Origin of the sequence: Duganella sp. HH101 (assembly GCF_001758795.1) — a bacterium.
Classification (GTDB): Bacteria; Pseudomonadota; Gammaproteobacteria; order Burkholderiales; family Burkholderiaceae_D; genus Rugamonas; species Rugamonas rivuli.
Map to the genome: position 1 here is coordinate 58,945 of NZ_LRON01000021.1, position 23,466 is coordinate 82,410.

The 23,466-nt window shown below is 64.3% G+C and carries 16 protein-coding genes; 10 read left to right on the forward strand and 6 right to left on the reverse strand.

Features of this window, described 5'->3' with window-relative positions:
- Positions 1 to 3: 3 nt before the first annotated feature.
- The 8 genes from astA to DUGA2_RS25880 all read left to right on the forward strand — a co-directional run bounded on the left by astA (position 4) and on the right by DUGA2_RS25880 (position 12,728).
- Positions 4 to 1,062, forward strand: coding sequence for an arginine N-succinyltransferase (gene astA / locus DUGA2_RS25845; RefSeq protein ID WP_008452933.1), 1,059 nt, complete (start codon positions 4 to 6; stop codon positions 1,060 to 1,062).
- Positions 1,055 to 2,527, forward strand: a complete 1,473-nt coding sequence (astD, locus tag DUGA2_RS25850; protein WP_070272288.1) for a succinylglutamate-semialdehyde dehydrogenase — start codon at positions 1,055 to 1,057, stop codon at positions 2,525 to 2,527. Before astA ends, astD begins: the two co-directional genes overlap by 8 nt.
- A gap of 9 nt (positions 2,528 to 2,536) precedes the next feature.
- Positions 2,537 to 3,874 carry an N-succinylarginine dihydrolase gene (astB, locus tag DUGA2_RS25855; RefSeq protein WP_070272289.1) on the forward strand — a complete coding sequence of 446 codons (1,338 nt, stop codon included), beginning with the start codon at positions 2,537 to 2,539 and terminating at the stop codon, positions 3,872 to 3,874.
- Between the two features lie 120 nt (positions 3,875 to 3,994).
- Positions 3,995 to 8,707: an NAD-glutamate dehydrogenase domain-containing protein gene (locus tag DUGA2_RS25860; protein WP_070272290.1), complete on the forward strand. Its 4,713-nt coding sequence runs from the start codon at positions 3,995 to 3,997 to the stop codon at positions 8,705 to 8,707.
- Between the two features lie 4 nt (positions 8,708 to 8,711).
- Entirely contained in the window at positions 8,712 to 9,716 is a 1,005-nt protein-coding gene (locus DUGA2_RS25865) for a succinylglutamate desuccinylase (protein ID WP_070272291.1), read from the forward strand.
- A 92-nt stretch (positions 9,717 to 9,808) separates the two neighbouring features.
- Entirely contained in the window at positions 9,809 to 10,336 is a 528-nt protein-coding gene (locus DUGA2_RS25870) for an EF-hand domain-containing protein (RefSeq protein ID WP_070272292.1), read from the forward strand.
- A 62-nt stretch (positions 10,337 to 10,398) separates the two neighbouring features.
- Complete coding sequence (locus DUGA2_RS25875) at positions 10,399 to 10,905, forward strand: DUF1993 family protein (RefSeq protein WP_070272293.1); 507 nt, start codon at positions 10,399 to 10,401, stop codon at positions 10,903 to 10,905.
- Between the two features lie 356 nt (positions 10,906 to 11,261).
- A complete protein-coding gene (locus tag DUGA2_RS25880; protein WP_008452920.1) occupies positions 11,262 to 12,728 on the forward strand; it encodes an APC family permease in 1,467 nt (488 codons plus the stop codon).
- A 202-nt stretch (positions 12,729 to 12,930) separates the two neighbouring features.
- Here the strand turns inward: DUGA2_RS25880 and DUGA2_RS25885 are convergent, their stop codons facing one another.
- The gene (locus DUGA2_RS25885) at positions 12,931 to 13,185 is read right to left on the reverse strand and encodes a hypothetical protein (protein ID WP_070272294.1); all 255 of its coding nucleotides are present in this window, start codon (positions 13,183 to 13,185) and stop codon (positions 12,931 to 12,933) included.
- Between the two features lie 225 nt (positions 13,186 to 13,410).
- On the opposite strand from DUGA2_RS25885, the gene DUGA2_RS25890 reads away from it, so the two are divergent.
- Entirely contained in the window at positions 13,411 to 14,748 is a 1,338-nt protein-coding gene (locus tag DUGA2_RS25890) for a diguanylate cyclase (RefSeq protein WP_070272295.1), read from the forward strand.
- Here DUGA2_RS25890 and DUGA2_RS25895 read toward each other — a convergent pair whose 3' ends face one another.
- The 3 genes from DUGA2_RS25895 to DUGA2_RS25905 form a co-directional block, all read right to left on the reverse strand.
- Positions 14,749 to 15,672: an EamA family transporter gene (locus DUGA2_RS25895; RefSeq protein ID WP_070272337.1), complete on the reverse strand. Its 924-nt coding sequence runs from the start codon at positions 15,670 to 15,672 to the stop codon at positions 14,749 to 14,751. It lies immediately after the preceding gene.
- A gap of 47 nt (positions 15,673 to 15,719) precedes the next feature.
- Positions 15,720 to 17,882, reverse strand: coding sequence for an FUSC family membrane protein (locus tag DUGA2_RS25900; RefSeq protein ID WP_070272338.1), 2,163 nt, complete (start codon positions 17,880 to 17,882; stop codon positions 15,720 to 15,722).
- Between the two features lie 86 nt (positions 17,883 to 17,968).
- Positions 17,969 to 19,657: a M14 family zinc carboxypeptidase gene (locus DUGA2_RS25905; protein WP_070272296.1), complete on the reverse strand. Its 1,689-nt coding sequence runs from the start codon at positions 19,655 to 19,657 to the stop codon at positions 17,969 to 17,971.
- A gap of 208 nt (positions 19,658 to 19,865) precedes the next feature.
- Between DUGA2_RS25905 and DUGA2_RS25910 the strand changes: the two genes are divergently transcribed.
- Entirely contained in the window at positions 19,866 to 20,624 is a 759-nt protein-coding gene (locus DUGA2_RS25910) for a hypothetical protein (RefSeq protein ID WP_070272297.1), read from the forward strand.
- On the opposite strand, the gene DUGA2_RS25915 is transcribed toward DUGA2_RS25910, so the two are convergent.
- Positions 20,625 to 21,191 (reverse strand): NADPH-dependent FMN reductase, encoded by a 567-nt coding sequence (locus DUGA2_RS25915; protein WP_070272298.1) that lies wholly within the window; start codon positions 21,189 to 21,191, stop codon positions 20,625 to 20,627.
- Positions 21,192 to 21,293: 102 nt separating this feature from the next.
- Positions 21,294 to 23,447 carry a S46 family peptidase gene (locus DUGA2_RS25920; protein ID WP_070272299.1) on the reverse strand — a complete coding sequence of 718 codons (2,154 nt, stop codon included), beginning with the start codon at positions 23,445 to 23,447 and terminating at the stop codon, positions 21,294 to 21,296.
- Between the last annotated feature and the right edge of the window lie 19 nt (positions 23,448 to 23,466).

Below are 23,466 nucleotides of genomic sequence, written 5' to 3' on the forward strand. Positions count from 1 at the left end.
CCTATGCTAGTAGTACGCGCAATCACAGCCAACGACCTCGACGCCCTGTACGTGATGGCCACGCAGGTCGGCAGCGGCATGACCACCCTCAAGCCGGACATGAAGATGATGGGCGACCGCCTGGCCATCGCCGTGGCCTCGTTCGCCGAAACCATCCCGCCCGAAAAGCGCGACTACATGTTCGTCATGGAGGACACCAGCAACGGCCGCATCGCCGGCGTGTGCGCGATCAAGGGCTCGGTGGGCTTGACCGAACCGTTCTACAACTACCGCATCGGCACGCTGGTGCACTCCAGCCGCGAGCTGGACGTGTTCACCCGCATGGACACGCTCTACCTGTCGAACGACCTGACCGGCAGCACCGAACTGTGCTCGCTGTTCCTGGCGCCGGACTACCGCACCGGCAACAACGGCAAGCTGCTGTCGAAGAGCCGCTTCCTGTTCATCGCCCAGTTCCCGCACCTGTTCACCGAAAAGCTGATCGCCGAGATGCGCGGCTACCAGGAAGAGGGCGGCCGCTCGCCGTTCTACGAAGGCCTGGGCCGCCACTTCTTCAAGATGGACTTCGACCACGTCGACGACCTGACCGCCGTCGGCAAGAAATCCTTCATCGCCGAGCTGATGCCGCGCCAGCCGCTGTACGTGGCCTACCTGCCGGAAGATGCGCAGGAAGTGATCGGCAAGGTCCACACCTCGACCGCGCCTGCGCGCCGCCTGCTGGAACAGGAAGGCCTGTACTTCGAAGGCTATGTCGACATCTTCGACGCCGGCCCGGTGCTGCAGGCGCGCGTGTCGGAACTGCGCGCCATGCGCGAGAGCACGCTGGCCGAAATCGGCCTGGCGACGGACTGGGATTCGGCCTGCGCGCCGGAGACCGCGGTCGCCGAACCGATGCTGGTGTCGAACACCACGCTCAAGGATTTCCGCATGATCCTGTCGCAATCGGTGCCGGTCAACGGCGCCATCGCGCTGCCGGAAGCCGAACAACAACTCCTGCACTGCCATCCTGGCGATACGGTGCGCACGCTGACCCTTAATCTGAGGAAGAATCCACATGTCTAAAGCTCTGAGTAACTTCATCAACGGCGAGTGGCTCGCCGGCAGCGGCGCCGAACTGGTGACGATCGATCCGTCGAACGGCAAGCAGACCTGGGCCAGCAACGAATCGACCGCGCAGGACGTCGGCCACGCCGCCGCCGCCGCGCGCGAGGCTTTCGAAGCCTGGGCGCTGACGCCGCTGGCCGACCGTATCGCCGTGTGCACCCGCTTCCGCGATCTGCTGAAGCAGGATGCGGAAGAGCTGGCGCTGCTGATCGCCGAGGAAGTGGGCAAGCCGATGTGGGAAGCCCGCACCGAAGTGACCACCATGGCCAACAAGATCGACATCTCGGTGCAGGCCTACGGCGCGCGCACCGGCGAAACCCAGAACAAGGTCGCCGACGGCGAGGCCGTGCTGCGCCACCGTCCGCACGGCGTGTTCGGCGTGTTCGGTCCCTACAACTTCCCCGGCCACCTGCCGAACGGCCATATCGTGCCGGCGCTGATCGCCGGTAACACCGTGGTCTTCAAGCCTAGCGAATACGCGCCGCGCACCGCCGTCAAGACCGTGCAGCTGTGGGAAAAAGCCGGCGTGCCCAAGGGTGTGATCAACCTGGTCAACGGCGGCCGCGACGCCGGTATCGCGCTGGGCCAGAACGCCTTGCTGGACGGCGTGCTGTTCACCGGCAGCTGCCAGACCGGCACCGCGCTGCACAAGCAGTTCGGCGGCCAGCCGGGCAAGATGCTGGCGCTGGAAATGGGCGGTAACAATCCGCTGGTGGTGTGGGACGTTAAAGACATTGACGCCGCCGTGTTCATGGCGATTTCGTCGGCCTTCATCTCGGCCGGCCAGCGCTGCACTTGCGCGCGCCGCCTGATCGTCAAGCAGGGCGCCGAGGGCGACGCGATCGTCGCGCGCCTGGTCGATGTGGCCAGCCGCCTGACCATCGGCGCATCGGCCTCGGAACCTGCGCCGTTCATGGGCCCAGTGGTGTCGGCGGCCATCGCCAAGCGCCTGGTGCAGGCGCAGGCCGACATGGTCGCCAAGGGCGGCAAGAGCCTGCTGACCATGCGCCAGCTGGTCGACAACACCGGCTTCGTTTCGGCCGGCATCGTCGATGTGACCGACGCCAAAGGCATTCCTGACGAAGAGTGGTTCGGCCCTCTGCTGCAGGTGATCCGCGTTGCGGACTTCGACAGCGCGATCAAGGCCGCCAACGCCACCGAGTTCGGCCTGGCCTCGGCGCTGATCTCGAATGACGAAAACCTGTGGAAGATCTTCCAGGTGCGCGCACGCGCCGGCATCGTCAACTGGAACCGTCCGACCACCGGCGCCGCCAGCAGCGCGCCGTTCGGCGGCGTGGGCCAATCGGGCAACCATCGTCCGAGCGCCTACTACGCGGCCGACTACTGCGCCTACCCAGTCGCTTCGATCGAAAACAATGTACTTGAAATGCCTGCGAAACTGTCGCCGGGCATGCACTTCTAAGGAACTGAAATGCGCGCACGCGAATTCAACTTCGACGGCCTGGTAGGCCCATCGCACAACTACGCCGGTCTGTCGTTCGGCAATGTGGCCTCGTTCAGCAACGTCAAGAGCGCTTCGAATCCGAAGCTGGCGGCCCTGCAAGGCCTGGCCAAGATGCGCGCCCTGGCAGCGCGCGGCTTCGGCCAGGCGCTGTTGCCGCCCCAGGACCGTCCGAATTTCCGCCTGCTGCGCAGCATCGGTTTCACCGGCAGCGATGCCGAGGTGCTGGCCAAGGCCGCCAAGGAGTCGCCGGTGATCCTGGCGTGCGCTTATTCGGCCTCGCCGATGTGGACCGCCAACGCGGCCACGGTCAGCCCGTCCGCCGACAGCGCCGACGGCCGCACGCACTTCACCGCAGCCAACCTGAATAACAAGCTGCACCGCGCCTTCGAGCACGCGCAGTCGGCGCGCTCGCTGCGCGCCATCTTCAAGGACGAGAAGCACTTCGCCGTGCATGACGCGCTGCCAGGCACGCCGGCATTCGGCGACGAAGGCGCGGCCAACCATACGCGCCTGTGCAAGGACCACGGCAGCGCCGCCGTCGAGATGTTCGTCTACGGCCGCACCGAGTTCGACGCCTCGGCGCCGGCGCCGAAAAAATACCCGGCCCGCCAGACGCTGGAAGCATCGCAGGCCGTGGCCCGCCTGCACGGCCTGTCGGCCGAGCGCACCGTCTACATCCAGCAGAATCCGGACGTGATCGACCAGGGCGTGTTCCATAACGACGTGATCGCGGTCGGCAACGGCAATGTGCTGTTCTACCACGAGCAGGCCTTCGCCGACGAAGCGGGCGCGCTGGAACAGCTGCGCCGCGCCATGGGCGGCGTGGGCGCGGAGCTGAACGCGATCCGCGTCGATACCGCCAAGGTGTCGGTGGCCGACGCGGTGCACAGCTATCTGTTCAACAGCCAGCTGCTGAGCAAGGACAACGGCAAGATGGCGCTGGTGATCCCGCAGGAGTGCGAGGAAAACGCCGCCGTCGCGGCCTATCTTCAAGGCCTGGTCGCCAGCGGCAACGCGGTCGACGAACTGATTCACTTCGACCTGCGCCAGTCGATGCGCAACGGCGGCGGTCCCGCGTGCCTGCGCCTGCGCGTGGCGCTGACCGATGCCGAAGCGGCTGCCATGCATCAAGGCGTGGTGATGACCGAGGCGCTGTACCACACGCTGGTGGCGTGGGTGGAGAAGCACTACCGCGACCGCCTGGAGCCGTCCGACCTGGCCGATCCGGCGCTGGCGATCGAAGTGCACACCGCGCTGGAAGACCTGAGCCGGATTCTGGGCTTGCCTGGACTGTATGATTTGTAAAACACCATCTCGCCCCCATATGGGGATTTGGTGTCTAATAGCGCTCAACCCTGCCGCGCAGCCACAAGCCGGCGCGGCGCCTGCAACATAAAATACACATAACGTATTGGAGAAGCAACGATGAAACAAATGCCACAAGACCTGCGTAAACAAACGCTGGAATTGGTCAACGCCAGCAAGCCCGCCAGCGACAGCACTCAAGTCGCCGCGCTGATCAGCGCCTGGCTCGGTTCCCTGGACGACGAAGACCTGGCCGGCACCGTGCCAAACAGCCTGGCGCCGGTCCTGTGGGATGGTTTCACTCAAGCTTCCAAGCGCACCGGCTCCGGCGCGCAGATCGCCAAGCTGCGCTACGCGGATGGCCGCGGCGGCATGGCCACCGCGCTGCTGGTGCTGAACGACGACGTGCCTTACCTGGTCGATTCCATGGTCATGGCCATGCGCAAGCTGCGCGTGGGCGTCAACGGCGTATTGAACTCGGTGCTGCCGGTTGCGCGCAATGCGGACGGCGTCGTCACCGCCGTCGGCCAGGCCGGCGACAAACTCGAATCCTACGTACTGTGCCTGCTGTCCGAAGACCTGCCTGAAGCCGAAATCGGCATGCTGGTCGAGCGCCTGGAAATGGTGTCCCGCGACGCCGCCGTGGTGCGCCGCGACAAAGCCGCGATGCAGGAGCACTTCAGCCGCATCGGCGCCGAAGCCGCTTCGCATGGCGAAGAAGGCAAGGAAGTCGCCGCCTTCCTGGAATGGGCCAAGACCGAAGGCTTCGAGCCGTTCGGCTACGCCTACTACCAGGTCAAGCCGGGCGTGCGCGAGCTGGAACGCGACATCCCTAGCCGCATCGGCGTGCTGCAGGATACGTCGCATCCGGTCTACGGCACCTGCCTGGCCAATATCCCCGGCGATTTCGACACGCTGTCGAAACGCGCCCACACGCTGTCCATCGTCAAGGCCGACGTGGAAGGCACGCTGCACCGCGATCAACAACTGGACTTCATCGGCATCCGCCACACCGACGCGCAAGGCGCGATCCTGGGCGAGTACTGCTTCGTAGGCCTGTTCACCCGCGCCGCCACCGCGACGCCGCTGAACCGCCTGCCGTTCGCCCGTGGCCGCGTGGCCAAGGTGCTGAGCATCGCCGGTGTGCGCCAGGAAGGCTTCCGTGCAGAGAAATTCCTGGAGATCCTGGAATCGCTGCCGCGCACCGAAGCGCTGGAAGCGGAACCTGAATGGCTGGCCGAAGTCTGCGGCGCCGTCGTGTCGCTGTACAAGCAGCCGCGCACCAAGGTGTTCGCCCGCCGCGACGTGTATGCGCGCCACCTGAACGTGCTGGTCTACCTGCCGCGCGAGCGTTACAGCGCAAGCGTCGCTTCCTCGCTGGCCAAGGCGCTGCAAGCCAGTTCGGGCGCGCAGTACGTCAGCTCGCAGACGCTGGTGGCCGACGGCCCGCTGGCCCGCGTGTACCTGATCGCCCACGCCGCGCGCTACCCGCTGGACCTGGAAACCGATATCCAACAACCGCTGCTGTCGGTGCTGGACGGCTGGCACGACCAGTTCTCCGTACTGGCCGACGCCGTGGCGGACCTGCCGCTGCGCGCCAGCCTGCGCAAGATGTGCGCCACGCTGCCGACCGACTACGTCGCCACCACCGCGCCGGAAGCCGCTTTCCACGACCTGGGCACCATCCTGCGCAACACCGATCCGTCGCGCGTGGACGTGCGTGTGGAAACCGTCGCCGATGCGACCACCATCCGTCTGTATTCCGTCGACCGCGTACCGTCGCTGTCGACCATCCTGCCTGCGCTGCACAACGCCGGCGTGTCGATCGACCGTGAACAGGCGCACTCGCTGCGCGTGGACGGCCAGCGCCACTTCGTCACCAGCCTGTCGGTGGACGCCGCCAGCGCCGCCAACCTGGCCAAGGCCGATGTCGTGCCGGTCGCGCAGGAACTGTTCGCCGCGCTGTTCAACAACGAAGCCGAAGACGGCCGCCTGAATGGCCTGGTCATCGAAGGCGGCTTGAGCGTACGCCAGGTACAACTGGTGCGCGCCTACATGAGCTACTGGCGCCAGACCGGCACCCGCTTCTCGGTGCGCTACATCGCCGAAACGCTGCGCAAGCAGCCGGTCATCGTCAAGGAGCTGGTGGACGCGTTCCTGCAGCGCTTCAATCCTGCGCTGGACGAAGCCACCCGCACCGCCGCGCTGGACAAGCTGGCCGGCATCAAGAGCCGCCTGCCTGCGATCAACCACGCCGACAGCGAAGAAGTGCTGGGCGCGATGACCGACCTGATGGTCGCCACGCTGCGCACCAACTACTTCCAGAACGAGCAGAAGGGCGACAAGATCATCTTCAAGTTCGACACCAGCAGCTTGTCGCTGGTGCCGGAACCGCGTCCGTTCCGGGAGATCTTCGTGTTCTCGCGCCGCTTCGAAGGCGTGCACCTGCGCGGCGGCCCGGTCGCCCGTGGTGGCCTGCGCTGGTCGGACCGCATGGAAGACTACCGCACCGAAGTCCTCGGCCTGGTGAAAGCGCAGATGGTGAAGAACGCCGTCATCGTGCCGGCCGGCGCCAAGGGCGGCTTCGTTTGCAAGCAGATGCCGAAAGACGCCGTGCGTGAAACCATCGCGGCCGAAGGCGAAGCAGTGTATCGCCTGTTCATCGCCAGCCTGCTGGAAATGACCGACAACCGCGTGCTGGGCAACATCGTTTCGCCAGCGGACACAGTGTGCTACGACGGCAACGACCCGTACCTGGTGGTGGCTGCCGACAAAGGCACCGCGACCTTCTCCGACATCGCCAACGGCATCGCCGTGCAGCGCGGCTTCTGGCTGGGCGACGCGTTCGCGTCGGGCGGCTCGAACGGCTACGACCACAAGAAAATGGGCATCACCGCCAAGGGCGCGTTCGAAGCCGTCAAGCGCCACTTCTACGAGATGGACCACGACATCCACGCCACGCAAGTGACGATGGTCGGCGTGGGTGACATGTCGGGCGACGTGTTCGGCAACGGCGCGCTGCTGTCGCGCAAACTGAAAATCGTGGCGGCCTTCGATCACCGCCACATCTTCCTCGATCCGAATCCGGACATGGAAAAATCCTTCGTCGAACGCGAGCGCATGTTCGCGCTGCCGCGCTCCTCCTGGGACGACTACAACAAGGAACTGATCTCGGCCGGCGGCGGCGTGTATCCGCGTACCGCCCGTTCGATCGAGTTGTCGCCGCAGATCCGCGCCGCGCTGGATATCGAGGAAACCGCGCTGTCGCCTGAAGAACTGATGCACCGCATCCTGCTGGCGCCGGTGGACCTGTTCTACAACGGCGGTATCGGTACCTACATCAAGGCTTCGACCGAATCGCACGCGCAAGTGAAAGACCGCGCCAACGACAACATCCGCGTGGACGGCAACCAGCTGCGCTGCAAGGTCGTTTCCGAAGGCGGCAACCTGGGCGCGACCCAGGCCGGCCGTATCGAATTCGCGCTGTCGGGCGGCCGCATCTTCACCGATGCGATCGACAACTCGGCCGGCGTGGATTGCTCGGACCATGAAGTGAACGCGAAGATGTGGCTGGACGTGGAAATGAACGCCGGCCAGCTGAGCGAGGCAGACCGCAACCGCGTGCTGAACGAAATGACCGCCGACATCGAACGCCTGGTCCTGCGCGACAACACGCTGCAAACGCAGCTGCTGGTGCGCGAAGCGCAAGCGCAGGTCGACGCCGCGGTGCAGGATGGTTATGCCGCGCTGATCGCGTCGCTGGAAGAAGAGGGCGCGCTGTCGCGCGAACTGGAGCAGCTGCCTAGCGTGGCTGAACTGGCGCGCCGCAAGGCCGACGGCCGTGGCCTGACCACGCCGGAACTGGCGGTGGTGATCGCCAACGTGAAGAACCGCTACAAGCGCATCCTGTCGGCGCTGCCGCTGACGGATTTGAGCTGGGCCGAGTCGGTGCTGAAGCCGTACTTCCCGGATCTGCTGGTGGCGACTCGTCCTGCGCTGGCGCACCCGCTGGCCAATGCCATCCTGGCGACCGTGCTGGCCAACGAATCGGTCAACCGTTGCGGCCCGCTGATGCTGCGCCAACTGGCCGGCGAACATGGCGTGGACGAATCGGATGTGATCCTGGCGTGGGGCCAGGCTTGGTCCGCGCTGAACCTGGCGCCTATCTTCACGACGCTGGATGCGGATGCGTTGAAGGTGCCGCGTGCCGTGTCGATCAAGGTCGATGCGCGTACCCGCGTGCTGCAGAAGTCCGTGATCGAAGGCGTGCTGACGGTGCCTGCCGACCAGCTGCGCGCCGGTGTCGCCGAGCTGACCAAGCTGTTCGCCAAGCCTGAGACGCTGGCGCAGCTGACGCCTGCCGACGGCCAGTCGGATGCCGACATTACCTCCGGCCTGCGCGCCGAATTCGTGCAGGCCTGGAAGGCTGTCGAGGCGATCGAGGCGGTGGCGGCGTTCGTGTTCGCGGCGCTGTCGGTATCGCGTCCGGAAGGCATGGACCTGCCGGCGTTCCTGCAGGTTGGCCTGGCGCTGCGTGCGCAGGTCGGCATCGATACGCTGGAACGCGGCCTGAAACTGCCAGCCACCAGCCGTTCGCAAGAGCAGTTGCGCAGCTACGCGCAGAACGCGCTGCGCCGCACGCAGCAACGCCTGCTGTCGCAGGTGCTGCAGCATGCGACCGGCGGCCACACGGCGGCGGAAGCGGTGGAAGTCGTGGCCAACACGCTGGGCTTGTCCGGCTACGCGGCGGCGACCGATCTGGAACAGGCGATGCTGGACGTTTGGGCTTTGTCCGAAGCGACCAATTCCGGTAACACGATGCTGGTGGTGTAAGTAGATGACTGATTTGCCTAAGGCTTTGCCGGCGGGGCCATTGCCCGGACCTGTGCGTGCGCTCGCTGAAGCCGATTTCAGCGCCGTCGCGCAGCGTTTTTCGGCGGCTGGTTTTGCGGTGACGCAGCCGGCCGACGGTATCCTGACGATCAAGGCCGAAGGCGAACGTCCGAGCGTGCTGGTTTCGGTCGGCGTGCACGGCGACGAGACCGGCCCGATCGAGGTGGTGGCGTATCTGCTGGACGCCTTGTCGCAGCAGGCGTCGTCGCTGGCGGTCAACCTGATGCTTTGCGTTGGCAATATCGGCGCCATCCGCGCCGGCAAGCGCTTCATCGATGCCGACTTGAACCGCATGTTCCGCACGGAGCGCGGTTCGCTGGAAGGCACGGCGGAAGCGGCGCGCGCCGATGTGATGATCGCCGCGACGACGGCGTTCTTCGATGGCGCGGGGCCGGTGCGCTGGCATCTGGATTTGCATACGGCGATACGGCCGTCGGTGTATCCGACCTTCGCTATCGTGCCGGAGCTGATCGCGGAGCAGCCGCGCCGCGAGTTGATCGAGTGGCTGGGATTGGCCGGCATCGGCGCGGTCATCATGAACCCGGCCTCGGTCGGGACTTACAGTTATTACTCGGCCGAGCATCATGCGGCGGCCGGCACTACGGTGGAGTTGGGGCGTATCGGTACGCTGGGGCAGAACGATCTGTCGCAGTTTGTCGATGCGTCGCAGGCGCTGGACGATTTGCTGCGCGGTGCGGCCAAGCGTGAGGCCAAGCAGCAGCCGCACGTGTTCAACACTGCGCGTCAGATTATCAAGTTGAGCGACAAGTTCCAGATGGCGTTCGGCAAAGAGACGCATAACTTCACGGCGCTGAAGCAGGGCGAGGAAATCGCCCGCGATGGCGATACTGTTTATACCGTTCAGCATCCCGAGGAGCTGGTGGTGTTCCCCAACCCTGATGTTCGTATCGGCCTGCGTGCGGGCTTGATGGTGGTGCGGGTCGCCTGATCTTTACGTCGCTTTACACTCTGCGGGGTCATAGTTACATCGATTAGTTCGTTAACAGGAACAACAGTGTCCTTAACCACGGAGTAATCATCATGACCACAGCAATCAGCGGCGTTTCAAGCGGCAGCACCCAGCCCACCTCCTTCGATCCTGCGAAGGGGGCGGCGCGCTTTGCGGCCAAGGTTTTCGGCGATCTGGATGCCGACAAGGATGGCAAGGTCAATAAAGACGAATTCGTATCGGGCCTGGAAAAGAAAGGCGTGTCGGCAGACGACGCCACCAAGCAGTTCGATGCAATCGACACGCAGAAGTCCGGTTCGATCACGCAGTCCGATCTGGAGACCGCGATCAAGAGCGGCACCTTTGCGCCGCCGCGCCCAAATGGTGGTGCCGGCGGCGCTCAAGGCGGCCAGGGTGCGCAGGGCGCGCACGGTGCGGGCGGCGGCGGAAGCGCGAGTGGCGCCAGCAGCACCAGCAGCTCAACCACGACCTACGAAGCGGCCGACACCAACAAGGACGGCACAGTCTCCGCACAGGAGCAACTGGTCTACAGCGTTTCCCATCCCGACAAAACCAACGACGCCAGCAAGATCGGCAACAACGTCGACCAGTTGGCCTGAGCGTCTCGATTGCGTCGATTGCGCTACACTCGCAGTTCTCTATCTCATGTCTGGAGTTCGCGATGTCGCTATCGATGCATCAGGTTTCTGTGCCCGTGTTTGTACGGGGTTTGAAGGTCTTGTCGGATTTGCTGAAGAAGGCCGAGGCCTATGTCGAGCAGCATGGCTCGGTGCCGGATGCGATGATCTCGGCGCGCCTTGCCGATGACATGCTGCCGCTGTCGGCGCAGGTGCAGCGCGCCAGCGATACGTCGAAATTGTCGGTGGAGCGTTTGAGCGGCGTGCCCGCGCCCAAGTTTGAGGACAACGAAACGTCGTTCGATCAGCTGCAGCAGCGGATCGCCGACACCATCGCCTACCTGGAAAGCGTCGATGAAAACGCGTTCGCCGACAGCGAGGCGCGCACGATCACACTTAATTTCGGTTCGTTCCAGCCGGAGTTCAAAGGGGACGATTATCTGCTGACGTTCGCGTTGCCGAACTTCTTCTTCCACATCGTCACCGCCCACGATATCCTGCGCAACCAGGGCGTCCCGGTCGGCAAGCGCGATTATCTCGGGCCGTTCTGAATCAGCCGCGCGCCAGCCACGCAGCCAGCGTGCCCGCCAAACCCAACAGGGCAACGGCGGCGCCAGTCACGACAGGATGAAAACGCCGGGATACAGTGGGGATTTTTTGGATAGGCATGGCAGGCTCTCTTGGGCTTGGGCTAGGCTAGTTGTAACACTTGTCCCTAGAGTAACTTGACAATAATTTCCAATCTATACATCCCGCTGTATCAAAAGTAAGCAACTGTAACGGAGCCCTTGCCCCGCTTGGGGTCTGAGTTGTTTTTCTAACACAAAATTACTGTATTGCGATGGGCCGGAAGGCCCTATAATCGCTTAGTTTTTTTGCCCGTACATATCTCCCACAAGGATTGCCTGTGAACCAAACGCTGGTCCAGAAACTGACCCGTACCAAGCCGGTCAACCACACTGTAGAAACTGCTCCCTCCAGTAGCAACGGCCTGCACCGCTCCATAGGCTTGTTTCCCCTGACAATGATCGGTGTCGGCGCCACGATCGGCACCGGGATCTTCTTCACGATGGTGGAGGCGGTGCCGAAAGCCGGGCCTTCCGTGATCCTGTCCTTCCTGTTCGCCGCCATCACCGCCGGCCTGACCGCGCTGTGCTACGCCGAACTGTCGTTCCGCATTCCGGCATCCGGCTCGTCGTATTCGTTTGCCTACGCAACCGTGGGCGAGTTCCTAGCCTTTATCATGGCGGCCTGCCTGCTGCTCGAATATGGCTTGGCGGCCAGCGCCACGGCGATCGGCTGGTCCGATTACCTGAACAACTTCCTGAACAATGCCTTCGGCGTGCACATCCCCGAGGTGCTGCGATCGCCGATGATCGTGTCCACACCCAAGGGCATCGAGTTCCATGGCGGCCATATCAACCTGCCACCTATCCTGCTGGTCGGCCTGTGCTGCCTGCTGCTGATACGCGGCACCAAGGAATCGGCCACCACCAACGCCATCATGGTGATGATCAAGCTGGCGATCCTGATCTTCTTCGTGGTGATCGCCTTCTCCGGTTTTGATATAAACAATTTCCATCCGTTCTTTAGCCCGGACAACGGCGTCCACATCACCGGCATGACCGGCGTGACGGCCGCCGCGGCCACGGTGTTCTTCTCGTTCATCGGGCTCGACACCGTCGCCACGGCCGGCGAAGAAGTGCGCGATCCCAAGCGCAATGTGCCGATCGGCATCCTGGCGGCGCTGGGCATCGTGACCTTGTTCTACCTGCTGGTGGCCGTGGCCGCGATGGGTGCGCAGCCTGCGTACAAGTTCGCCGGGCAGGAAGCCGGCCTGGCCGTGATCCTGCAGAACGTGACGGGCAAGACCTGGCCGGCGCTGGTGCTGTCGGCCGGCGCCGTGATCTCGGTGTTCAGCGTGACGCTGGTGACGATCTACGGCCAGACCCGCATCCTGTACGCGATCTCGAAAGATGGCCTGATTTCCAAGTCGTTCCAGAAGGTCAATGCGCGCACGGCCTCGCCGGTGCATAACACGCTGATCGTCTGCATCGTGGTCGGCCTGGTGGCTGGTTTCGTCGACGCGACCTTCCTGTGGGATATGGTCAGCATGGGTACGCTGACGGCCTTCATCGTGGTGTCGCTGGCGGTGCCGGTGATGCGCCGCAAGGAAAACGGCAAGGGCACCAAAGGCTTCCGCGTGCCGTTCGGCCCGTATGTGGTGCCGGGGCTGAGCATTGCCGCCTGCCTGTACCTGATGTTCGGCCTGTCGCTGACGACCTACACCATCTTCATCATCTGGATGAGCGCGGCGGTCCTGACCTACTTCCTGTACGGCATGCGCAACTCGCGCCTGAATACGGCCAAGTAAGCAGGCTGGAAGCGAGAAAGCCCCGGTAACGCGCAAGCGGCCGGGGCTTTTTTCATATGCGCTACAGACGGCTTACGCTTCGTCTTTGCCCGGCTTGGCGCCCAGGTAGAGGCGCAGTACGAGGCCAGACAGGGCGATGGCGGCAGGCAGGTTTTCGATGATGGTCAGCATGGTGATCTCCAGGAAGTTGAATTCGGTGCGATTAACCGCGCGACGCCATGTAGCGCAATTCGGCGGACAGGTTGGGCGAATGACGTTCGCAGTCATTGGCCATGCTGTTCAGCCAGGATGCGGCGGACTCTTGCTGGCGCTGCGTAACAACTTCTTCAGCGACGACAGCTGGACGTGGCTTGACTGCGAACAGTGCGGCAATCAGCTGGCGCGCTGCGGCGGCAACGTTGCTTGCATAGCGGGTCGAGGTCAGGTCGATGTAAATCAGGTTGTTAGTTGCGCTCATCAGAAGCTCCATAAATGTTCGTTTGTTGCAGTGCAGTATGCGCGCCTTTCAGTAATAAATAAACTTTTGATTTGTGATACTCGCCATAAGTATTCCGTATAACTGGCGGTTTCTCCTATGAGGAAAGCGTTCTCAAGAGTAATTTTTTTAGGCTGGATTTTTTTACTGGCCGACTGCCATCGGGTATGATTACTGTCCAACTGGCAATAATTTGACGGAGCTCCGATGTCCCTGCGCACGAAATTCATGCTTGCTTTGCTGCTGACCGGGTTGGCGGCCGTGGCGATGGTGGGCAGCCTGGCCTACGTGGGCATGACCAAGAAGGTCGATGTGATCCGCCGGCAGAGCGCCGCCGATCATTTTTACGATGGCATGAGCGCCTATTTACAGAAGTACGGCAGCTGGCAGGCCGCCATCGCCGTCGAGTCCTTCGATGACTTCATGCACAGCTCGCGTGGCCGTCCTCCGCCACCGCCGGAGCAGGATGGCGGCGATGACCGCCCGCCACCGCCGCCGGACGAAGAACCGCAGCGCGCAGGCGAGGGGCCGCCACGCCAGGGCGACCGTCCGCCGCCGCGACGCGGCGGCGAGCCGCCGTACCACTTCATCGTGGCCGACCAGGATTTCCGCGTGCTGATGGGCGGTGGCGCATACCGGCGTGGCGAAGTGCTGCCGGCGTCGGCCCGCAAGGATGCGCGCGCCGTCAAGGTGGGCGAGCGCGTGGAGGCCTACATTTCGCCGGAGGGCGTGTTCACGCCCAGCAAACAGGAGCAGCAATATATCGACGCCATGCGCGAGGCGCTGGTGGCCGGCGTGACCGGCGCGGCCGCGTTGGCGCTGGTGCTGGGCGTTTTGCTGAGCCGTGGCCTGAGCCGCAAGCTCAGTCACCTGACCGGTGCGGTGCGCGCCATGCACGGCGGCTCGCTGCTGCAGCGGGTGCCGGTGGAGGGCAAGGATGAAGTGGCGGCGCTGGCCAGCGCCTTCAACGACATGAGCGAGCAGCTGGCGCGCTCGCACGAGGAATTGAAGGAGTCGCACCAGACCATCCTGGCGCAGGCCGAGCAGATGCGCGAGCTCAGTGTGCGCGACGCCCTGACCAGACTGCACAACCGCCGCCATTTCGACGAGCAGGCCACTACCCTGTTCAGCCACGCGGTGCGCCACAAGCGGCCATTAAGCGTGGTGATAGGGGATATTGATTTCTTCAAGCGTATCAACGACCAGTTCTCGCACGCCACCGGCGATACGGTGCTGCGCCAGGTGGGCGAGATCCTGCGCAGCCATATGCGCCTGAGCGATCTGGTGGCGCGCTACGGCGGCGAGGAGTTCGTGATCGCCTTCCCGGAGACCGAGCTGCCGCAGGCCGCCGCCCTGTGCGACAAGCTACGCAACATGATCGAAGGCTTCCCGTGGCATGAGGTGCACCCGGACCTGAAGGTGACGATGAGCATGGGCGTGTACGCCGACCTGGCCGCCGGCACCGCCGAGGCCATGCTGCAGAAGGCCGACGAGCTGCTGTACCGCGCCAAGCAGACGGGCCGCAACCGCGTCTGCTTCGCTTAACTAGCCACGCTGCCCCAGCCAGCGCCCGCCGAACATGGTGCAGATCAGCGAGGCGACGATCAGCGCGATGCCGGCCCACTGCCAGCCGGTGATGACATCGCCCAGCGCGATCATGCCGGCGCTGATGCCGACCACCGGCACGCCCAGGCTAAACGGCGCCACGCGGTTGACCGGGTGGCGCTTCAATAAACGCGTCCACATGGCGTAGCCGAGGATGGTCGCCATCCAGCCCAGGTAGGCGGCCGAGATCCAGGTGGCCAGCGGCGCGCTGGTCCAGCTCCAGCGCGTGGCCGGATCGTCGAAGGCCAGCGACAGGCCGACGAAGGGCACTATCGGCACCAGGCTGCACCAGACCATGAAACCCACCACATCGAATTGCGGCGTGGCCTGCTGGGCGCGGCGCACGACGATGTTCGACGCCGCCCACATCGCGGCGGCGGCCAGGCACAGCACGAAGCCGCCGGCGGTGGTGCCGCCTGCGTGGCCGGGCTGCACGTAGTTCATGCCGAAGCAGACCAGGCCCACGGCGGCCAGCAGCAGGCCGGCTTGCAGTGCGCGGCTGGCGCGTTCGTGCAGCAGCGCGAAACCGAAGAAGGCGGTGAAGAAGACTTGCGTTTGCAGGATCACGGAGGCCAGCGCGGCCGACATGCCGACCTTCAGCGACAGGAACAGCAGGCCGAATTGGCCGACACCCTGGCACAGGCCGTAGGCCACGATCCATTTCACCGGCAACTTGGGCGGGCGGATGAACAGGATCAGCGGCAGCACGGCGAAGATGTAGCGCGCGGCGCCCATCTGGAACGGCGTCAGGTCGCGCAGGCCGACCTTCATCGCGACGAAGTTGGTGCCCCAGATCAGGACGACGAATAGCGCAGACACCAGGTCGCGGGTGCTGAAGGCGGATGGGGAGGTGGAGGCGCTCATCCAGCCATAGTAGCAGGCCCGCGCCATCGGCGCAGGGGGCCGGCCGATCAGGCGACGTTGCGGACGATGGCTTCGCTGTGGACGATGATCTTGACGGCGTCCGCCTGCAACAGGCGGATGCGGCGCTGCACCAGCGGCCAGCCGGACCACGGCACGCTGGCGGTGTCCACGGCCGGCGCGGCGACCGGCGACGGCTCGGCCGCCGCTGACGCCGGCTTGGCGGTTTGCGGCGCCAGCGCCTGCGCCAGCGTGCGCACCACCTGCTCGTGGCTTTCGTTCAGCATGGCGTTGACGTGCGCCGTCGGCAACTCCTTCTGGTGGCGGCGCAGGATGGACCGCAGCGCGGCCACATGCGCCACCAGCAGGTAGTTCTGCACGATGAACAGGTTGATGTCCTCCACCGCGCGCTGCTTGCGGGCCGGCTCGTCGAGCATGCGCATTAGCGCGGAGCTGAGCGCGGCCAGGCTGTCCATCAGACGCTTGCGCTCGATGCGGTAGGCGAAATCGTCCTTGCCCTTGCCTTGCAGCAGATCGAAGCTGGCCTGCATATAGCGCAGGTTCACGCCCAGCACTTCGCGGATCAGGCGCGGCAGGGATTGATATTCCCAGCTGGCCAGCACGAAGCTGAAGGCGGTCGCCACGGCCGCGCCGATGAAGGTGTCGATCAGGCGCTCCATGATCAGGTCATGGTTGCCCGGCGCGATCAGGTGCATCTGCAGCAGGATCATGATGCTGACCGCGATCGCCGCGTAGCGGTAGCGCAGGTAGATGAAGGTCGGCGTGGCCACCGTCGACAGAATCAGGAAGCCCAGTATCGCCGCCGGATAGTTCAGGTACTTGATGATCAGCGCCGTGATCACGCAGCCGACGATGGTGCCGACGATGCGGTCGCTGCGGCGCTGCTTGGTCATGCTGAAGCTGGGCTTGAGGATGATGACGATGGTCAGCACGATCCAGTAGCTGTGCGCCGCATACGGCAGCCACGCGGCCACCGCCAGCCCGACCGAGATCGCCATCGCCACCCGCAGCGAGAAGCGGAAGATCGGCGAGTCCAGGCGCAGGTGCGACAGGATCATGCGCAGCTCGTACTTCTGCTGCGACAGGAAGGGGCCCATGTCGGCGTCGACCCAGAACGGCGTGCTGTCGTAGACCTTCTGGCTGGCGCGGTGCAGCTCGACGATCATCGTGATGATGGCGCGTACCTTGTTGCGCTGCGCGCGCAGCACGGCCAGCGCTTCCTGCGCCGGCTTGCCTTCGTCCACGCGGCGCTGCAGGGATGCCAGCTCCGCCTCGATGGCGTCCAGCTCCGGCTCGTAGCTGATCTCGGGGTAGGAGGCTTTCTTGCGGGTGACGTCGTAGGCCACCGATTCGATGTCGCGCGCCGCCTTGTAGGCCAGGTCGTGCAGCGATTTCAGCACCGGCGAATCGGCCAGATGCACGCGCAACTGGGCGTAGTCGGTGTGGGTCGACAGGATCAGCTCATACAGGTCCAGCATGCAGACGTGGGTCTGCACGACGATGGCGTCCTTGCTGTTCTGGTGGCTGCGCAGTATCAGGTCGCGCGAGGCTTGCTGGCGGTCGGCCAGCAGGCTTTGGTGGCGCACCAGTTTGTTGAACTGTTCGGTGAGGTTGTAGCGGGTGTCGTAGAAGTCGGCCTTGATGTCGATGTAGGCGGCCAGCTCGAACAGCGCCTCGGCCAGCACCTGCTGCTTGATGCGGTGGCGCAGTATCCACGAGATGCCCATCGCGTAAGCCAGGTAGGCCACGGCGCCCAGCGTGAACAGGCCGGTATGGATGAAGGACTCGCGCACTGTCATGTCGTGTTCCATCGACATGGTCATGATGAACAGCGTGGCCAGTTGCAGCGGCATCGACTTCTTGCCGTAGACGACCATCATGCAGGCCAGGAAGCTGATCGCCACCAGCATCACCATCAGCAGCCAGTGCACCGGCGCGCATAGGCTGATCAGCAGCGTGACGGCGCTGCACAGCAGCACCGAGGCGCTCATCTCGTTGAACTTGTGGCGCAGGGGGCTGGGCATGTCCATCAGCGCGGTGCAGAGCGCGCCGATGCACACCGTCATGGCGGTGGCCATGTCGGCGAATTGAAGGGTGATCAGGGTGACGCCGACCAGGCCTGCGGCGAAGCGCAGCCCGAGGTAAAAGTAATGGCTGTAAAAAAACGTGCGCAGGTTGAGTGCGTAATGCATGGCTATGGCCTTGTGGGCAGCTTGCATGCGCGCCGCGGGATCGCCGCTGCGCGCATGGGGTAACGCTAGTTGATGCTTGCGGGGACTTAGAAGACGGATAGCACCGGGTAACGGCGCCATTCCGGCTCGGCGTGGCGTTTGCCGTTTTCGAAGATGAAGCCCAGTACCTTCTCCTGGTCGGACAGCAGCGCCGGATTTGCGGCCTTCCATTGTTCGAATTTGGCTTTCAGCTCAGGCTCGGTTTCCAGCATCTCCATCGCCAGGTCTTCGAACACGTAGTCGGAGAACGCTTCTTTTTTCTCCAGCACGCTGTTGAAGAAACCCCAGCGGAAGAAGGAGTCGTGGCCTTGCGGTTCCAGCGTTTCGACGGCGTAGCGGGCGTTGGCCTGCTTGAGCGGAATGAAGTAGTCGCCCGGCTGCACGGTGAAGCTGCCGGTGCGCGCTTCCAGTTCCACCACGTCGTGGTACATATGCCCTTCGTAGGCGTGCGGACGCGAGGTGACGGAGGCGATGTGGTAGTACTGCGCCTCGATGGTGGAGGCTTCGTCGAAGCGCGCCATTTCCACGCCGTTCCATTGCAGGCGCTCGATGGCTTCGCGCCAGGCTTGCGGGATCACGTAGCCCTTCGGTGCACGCACGGTGGCCGACGGCACGAAGCTGTTGTAGTAGGCGATGTCCTTTTCCCACGGCTGGCTGCGGTCGTAGGACAGGCGGGTGTAGTTGCCCAGCAGGCTGGGGCTGCGCTTGGCGGCGTAGCCCTTGAAGCGGAAGGTCGACGGATTCGCTTCATCCATCTGCCAGCTGACGGTCCACTGCTTGGCGTTGGCGGCCTGCTCGCGCGCGTCGGCGCGCAGCTTCCGGATTTGTTCGCCGTGGGTGACGGTGAAGGCCATGGTCACGTCCAGCAGCGCGCGCATCGACTCGTAGCGGTCCTTGAAGGGCTTGAGCATATGCGTCTCCGGCATGAAGCCGATCACGTGGTGCAGCGCTGCGAAGCCGGTCGAGAAGCGCGGCACTTCGAGGAATTCGGCGATGCCGTCGTCCGGCGTGTCTTGCACCGGGTTGACGTAGGGGCAGGTCGGCCAGCCCTTGGCTTCCATCTCGGCGTAGATGTGCGGCAGCATGGTCTCGCGCAGGAAGGGGCCGAGGCCGTAGCCCAGCTTGTCCGCCTGCGTGTGGATCAGCGTCATCGTGTATGGATAGTCGGCGCCGTTGGAGGTGTGGGTGTCCACCATCACGTCCGGATCCCAGCTGGTGACGAGCTGGTTGAACAGCTGCGCGTTGAGCGTGTCGCACTTGATGAAGTCGCGGTTCAGGTCCAGGTGGCGGCTGTTGCCGCGGAAGCCGAACTGCTCCGGGCCGTCCTGGTTGACGCGCGAGGTGTTGGCGCGGTTGAGCGCGCCGTCGACGTTGTACAGCGGGACGAACAGCAGCACGGTCTTGCCCAGCGCGGCCAGGCGGGCCGGATCGAAGCACAGGTCGCGCACGATGGCCATGCAGGCGTCCACGCCTTCGGGTTCGCCGGGGTGGATGCCGTTGTTGTTGAAGAAGACGGTGCGGCCTTCGGCCTTGATCTGGTTGCGGTCGAACACGCCGTCCGCGCTGACTACGCCCGCATGCACCGGGATGCCGCCGTCGGAGGTGCCGATCTGTTCAAAACGCAGCACTTGCGGGAAGCGCTGCGCCAGTTCCTGGTAGAACGCAATGCATTCGGTCCACAGGGTGGTCTGGTTTTGATTACCTTTTTCGTAAGGCGTAGGCATATCTGGGTGCATGGCAGTCTGGATCTCAGAGGGAGTTGGATGGAAAGGCACGCCGCGCTGGGTAAGCGTTGCAACGCGCTGCCGAGGGCGGAATTGTATCATTCGTGCCCGATTTTTGAGCGCCGCCAGCCGAAGCGGGGCCGCCTTTTGAGTTGCTTCAAGAAAACCCCGCGCCGCCGGTGTTCTACTGGAGAACGACGGGGATGCGCGGGAGAATGCGATGGGCAACAGCTATGGATGGCGGGCATTGATCGTGGTGGCCTTGCTGGCGCTGGGCTGCAAGGTGGGGCTGGCGCAGATCGGGCCGCGTTATGTGATCGAGCTGGAGGGCGCTGCGCCGGTGGCGCCGGCGGCCCCGGGGCGGGTGCAACTGGCGGGCAGGGGGCTGGCGCTGATTCACTTCCAGGGCTTGAGCATCCTCACCGTGGGCGCCGACGCCGACGCCTACAGCGCCGAGGCGGTGCGCCAGTGGCCGGCGGCCGATCTGCTGCTGGTGACGCCGGCCGGCAGCGGCCGCTACGGCGGGGTGGCGCCGCTGGCGTCGCTGGGCAAGCTGCCGGTGATCGTGGCGGAGCCGGCCGCAGCATCGTCGCAGCTGGAGGGGGCCGTTGCGCCGCGCTTCTATCCGATGCAGCCCTGGGATACGCTGCATCTGCGCAAGGGCAAGACCAGGCTGCGCGTGACGGCGCTGCCGGGCCAGCCGGGCACGGCGAATGTGGCGGGCTTCATGCTGGAGGTGGGCAATAGCTGGGCATCGTACCGGCTGTACGTCAGCTGCGAGCAGCTGGGGGCGGACGAGGCGGGGGCGCTGGCCCAACGCTTGCCGGGCGCCGACCTGGCATTGCTGCCGGACCCGGAGCGCAAAGCGCCGCTGCTGCTGGCGCTGCAACGCGCGGCGCGGCCGGCGGCCGCTTATGCAGCCGCCAAGCCTGCCGCGCTGACCGAGGCCGGCCACGCCTTCAAGGCGCTCAAGCGCTGATCAGTTTTTGGCGTTGGCCTCGACCCAGGCGCCGAAGGTGTTCATGAACTTTTGCAGGAACTCGCGGGTGCTGTCGTTGTTCAATTTGCCGTCGTCGCCGAGCAGCTTGGCGGCGCCGCCGATATAGGCTTCCGGTTGCTGCAGCAGCGGCATGTCGAGGAACACCATCGACTGGCGCAGATGGTGGTTGGCGCCGAAGCCGCCGGTGGCGCCCGGCGACACGCTGACGATGGCGGCCGGCTTGCCGCTCCAGATGCTGCTGCCGTAGGGGCGGGAGCCGATATCGATGGCGTTCTTCAGCGGCGCCGGCACCGAGCGGTTGTATTCCGGCGTGACGAACAGCACCGCCTGCGCGTCCTGCATGCGCTGGCGGAAGTGGGTCCAGGTTTGCGGCGCGGTGGCGCCGTTTTCCTCCAGGTCCTGGTTGTACAGCGGCAGTTCGCCGATCTCGACGATCTCCAGCTGCAGGGATGGCGGCGCCAGCGCGATCAACTCGTGGGCGAACTTGCGGTTCAGCGAATCCTTGCGCAGACTGCCGATTACTACAGCGACTTTTTTAGCGGCCATGACATCTCCTGAAGATGGTTGAGGGAACCTTAATGTAACCGATCCATAAAAAAACCACGCCGCGTTGCCGGGGCGTGGTTTCGAGGGGAAGGCGGAGACGGCTTATTCCGCGTTCATTTCCTTCAGCAGGTTGTCGGCGTGGTCCACGTGTTTCATGTTCCACAGGATGTAGCGCAGGTCGACCTGGATGTCGCGGGTGTTGGCCTTGTTGAAGTCCCAGTCCGAGATGATCGAATCGAGCGTGCCGTCGAAGGCCAGGCCGATCCACTCGCCCTTGGCGTTCAGCGCGGCCGAGCCGGAGTTGCCGCCGGTGATGTCCAGCGTGGCCAGGTAGGCCAGCGGCACCGATTTCAGCTTCGGATCGAAGTACTTGCCGAAGTCCTTGGCCTTGATCGCGGCCAGCTGGGCTTTCGGCGCGTTGAACTCGCCTTCGCCGGTGGCTTTGGCGACCACGCCTTCCACGGTGGTGAAGGCTTTCCAGGTGGTGCCGTCGGCGCCGTGGTCGCGGCCGGCGATCTTGCCGAAGGTCACGCGCAGCGTGCCGTTGGCGTCAGGGTAGACGGCCCGGCCTTTGCTCTGCATGAAGGCGATCTTGGCCTTCATATAGTTGGCGTAAGCCTGTTGCAGTTTGCCGCCCAGCTCTTCCTCTTCCGCTTCTTCCTTCATGCCCGGTTCGTACAGGGCCACGGCCGCCTTGATGAAGGCGTCGTTGCTGGCCTTGAACTCGGCCGGGGTCTTGCCGATCCAGCTGGTGCGCTCGGCGGCGTCGCCCAGCTTGCTGCCGGCGTACATCACGTCCAGCGCGGCTTGCAGGTCGGCCTTGCTCATGCCGTCCTTGATGCCGATGACGGCGTCGAACTCGGCGTTGCGCTGGGCTGCCGGCAGGGCGGCGTACTTGGTCAGGCTGTTCATCACCAGCGCCTTGTCGACCTTTTCATCGTAGTTGCGCACCAGGGCGGCGACCGACGATTTGATGCGCGGCACGTCGCGGACCTGGAAGCCGGCCTTGCGTTCGGCGTCAGGCTTGGTGTTTTCGTTGGCCAGGCGGTACAAGGTGCGCGCGGTGTTCAGCAGGCGTGGCTTGGACGAGGACAGGAAATAGTCGCGCTTGGTTTCGGCGTCGCGCTGGGCGATCAGCTTTTCCACCAGTTCGATGTCGCCGGCGTACTCGGCCTTGCGGGCCGGGTTGGCGTTGATCCAGGTCTTCAGCGCTTCGTGCTCGGCGGTTTTACGCTTGAGCATGTCGCTGCCGGCGTAGGAGTCCAGCATGCCCTGGCGGTTCTTGTAGTAGTTGTTGATGCTGGCCACTTGCGACGCGTATTTCAGCGCGGTGTCCTTGTTGTCCTTGGTGGTGTCGGCGATGGTCGCCAGGCTCTCGGCCGAGGTCTTCACGAACGTCGGGTAGCTCCAGTCGAAGGTGTACGACACTTCCGACGGCAGGCGGTGGCGGTTGGTGCGGCCTGGGTAGCCGAGCACCATGACGAAGTCGCCTTCCTTGCTGCCTTCCTTGGCCAGTTTCAGGAAGTGCTGCGGCAGGTAAGGGACGTTGTCCTTGCTGAAGTCGGCGGCCTTGCCGTCCTTGCTGACGTAGGCGCGGTAGAAGCCGTAGTCGCCGGTGTGGCGCGGCCACATCCAGTTGTCGGTGTCGCCGCCGAACTTGCCGACGCCGGCCGGTGGCGCGTGCACCAGGCGCACGTCGCGGATTTCCAGTTGCTTGATCAGGTAGTACTCCAGGCCGCCGTAGTAGGACGACACGGTGCAGCGGTGGCCTTCGTCTTTTTCGCACTCGGCCTGGATGGATTTCTGGTTCTTCTCGATGGCGTCGCTGCGTTTCTTGCCGCTCAGTTTGGCGACATCGGCGGTGACGACTTGCTTGCTGACGTTGGTGACGGCCTTGGTCACGAAGATGCGGCTGCCCGGGGCGGCCGGCAGTTCTTCGCCGAAGTTATGGGCCAGGAAGCCGTTGGCCAGCAGGTCGCGCTCCGGCGTGGAGTTGTGCGCCACGCTGCCGTAGACGCAGTGGTGGTTGGTGGCGACCAGGCCTTGCGGCGAGACGAACGAGGCCGAGCAACCGCCCAGGCTGACGATGGCGCCCATCGGGAACTCGGTCAGTTTGGTCAGGTTGGCGGGATCCAGTTTCAGGCCGGCGGCTTTCAGTTGCTTGGCTACTTGTGGCAGCTGTTGCGGCATCCACATGCCTTCATCGGCCTGTGCTGCGGTGCTCAGGATGGCGAGCGCGATCAGTGTCTTATGCATTTTTGTCGTTGTTGAAGTG

Excerpts from the sequence above, each read along its gene's own strand:
- astA (WP_008452933.1), top strand. The coding sequence starts at position 4 with ATGCTAGTAGTACGCGCAATCACAGCCAACGACCTCGACGCCCTGTAC.
- astD (WP_070272288.1), top strand. The coding sequence starts at position 1,055 with ATGTCTAAAGCTCTGAGTAACTTCATCAACGGCGAGTGGCTCGCCGGC.
- astB (WP_070272289.1), top strand. The coding sequence starts at position 2,537 with ATGCGCGCACGCGAATTCAACTTCGACGGCCTGGTAGGCCCATCGCAC.
- DUGA2_RS25860 (WP_070272290.1), top strand. The coding sequence starts at position 3,995 with ATGAAACAAATGCCACAAGACCTGCGTAAACAAACGCTGGAATTGGTC.
- DUGA2_RS25865 (WP_070272291.1), top strand. The coding sequence starts at position 8,712 with ATGACTGATTTGCCTAAGGCTTTGCCGGCGGGGCCATTGCCCGGACCT.
- DUGA2_RS25870 (WP_070272292.1), top strand. The coding sequence starts at position 9,809 with ATGACCACAGCAATCAGCGGCGTTTCAAGCGGCAGCACCCAGCCCACC.
- DUGA2_RS25875 (WP_070272293.1), top strand. The coding sequence starts at position 10,399 with ATGTCGCTATCGATGCATCAGGTTTCTGTGCCCGTGTTTGTACGGGGT.
- DUGA2_RS25885 (WP_070272294.1), bottom strand. The coding sequence starts at position 13,185 with ATGAGCGCAACTAACAACCTGATTTACATCGACCTGACCTCGACCCGC.
- DUGA2_RS25890 (WP_070272295.1), top strand. The coding sequence starts at position 13,411 with ATGTCCCTGCGCACGAAATTCATGCTTGCTTTGCTGCTGACCGGGTTG.
- DUGA2_RS25895 (WP_070272337.1), bottom strand. The coding sequence starts at position 15,672 with ATGAGCGCCTCCACCTCCCCATCCGCCTTCAGCACCCGCGACCTGGTG.
- DUGA2_RS25900 (WP_070272338.1), bottom strand. The coding sequence starts at position 17,882 with ATGCATTACGCACTCAACCTGCGCACGTTTTTTTACAGCCATTACTTT.
- DUGA2_RS25905 (WP_070272296.1), bottom strand. The coding sequence starts at position 19,657 with ATGCACCCAGATATGCCTACGCCTTACGAAAAAGGTAATCAAAACCAG.
- DUGA2_RS25910 (WP_070272297.1), top strand. The coding sequence starts at position 19,866 with ATGGGCAACAGCTATGGATGGCGGGCATTGATCGTGGTGGCCTTGCTG.
- DUGA2_RS25915 (WP_070272298.1), bottom strand. The coding sequence starts at position 21,191 with ATGGCCGCTAAAAAAGTCGCTGTAGTAATCGGCAGTCTGCGCAAGGAT.
- DUGA2_RS25920 (WP_070272299.1), bottom strand. The coding sequence starts at position 23,447 with ATGCATAAGACACTGATCGCGCTCGCCATCCTGAGCACCGCAGCACAG.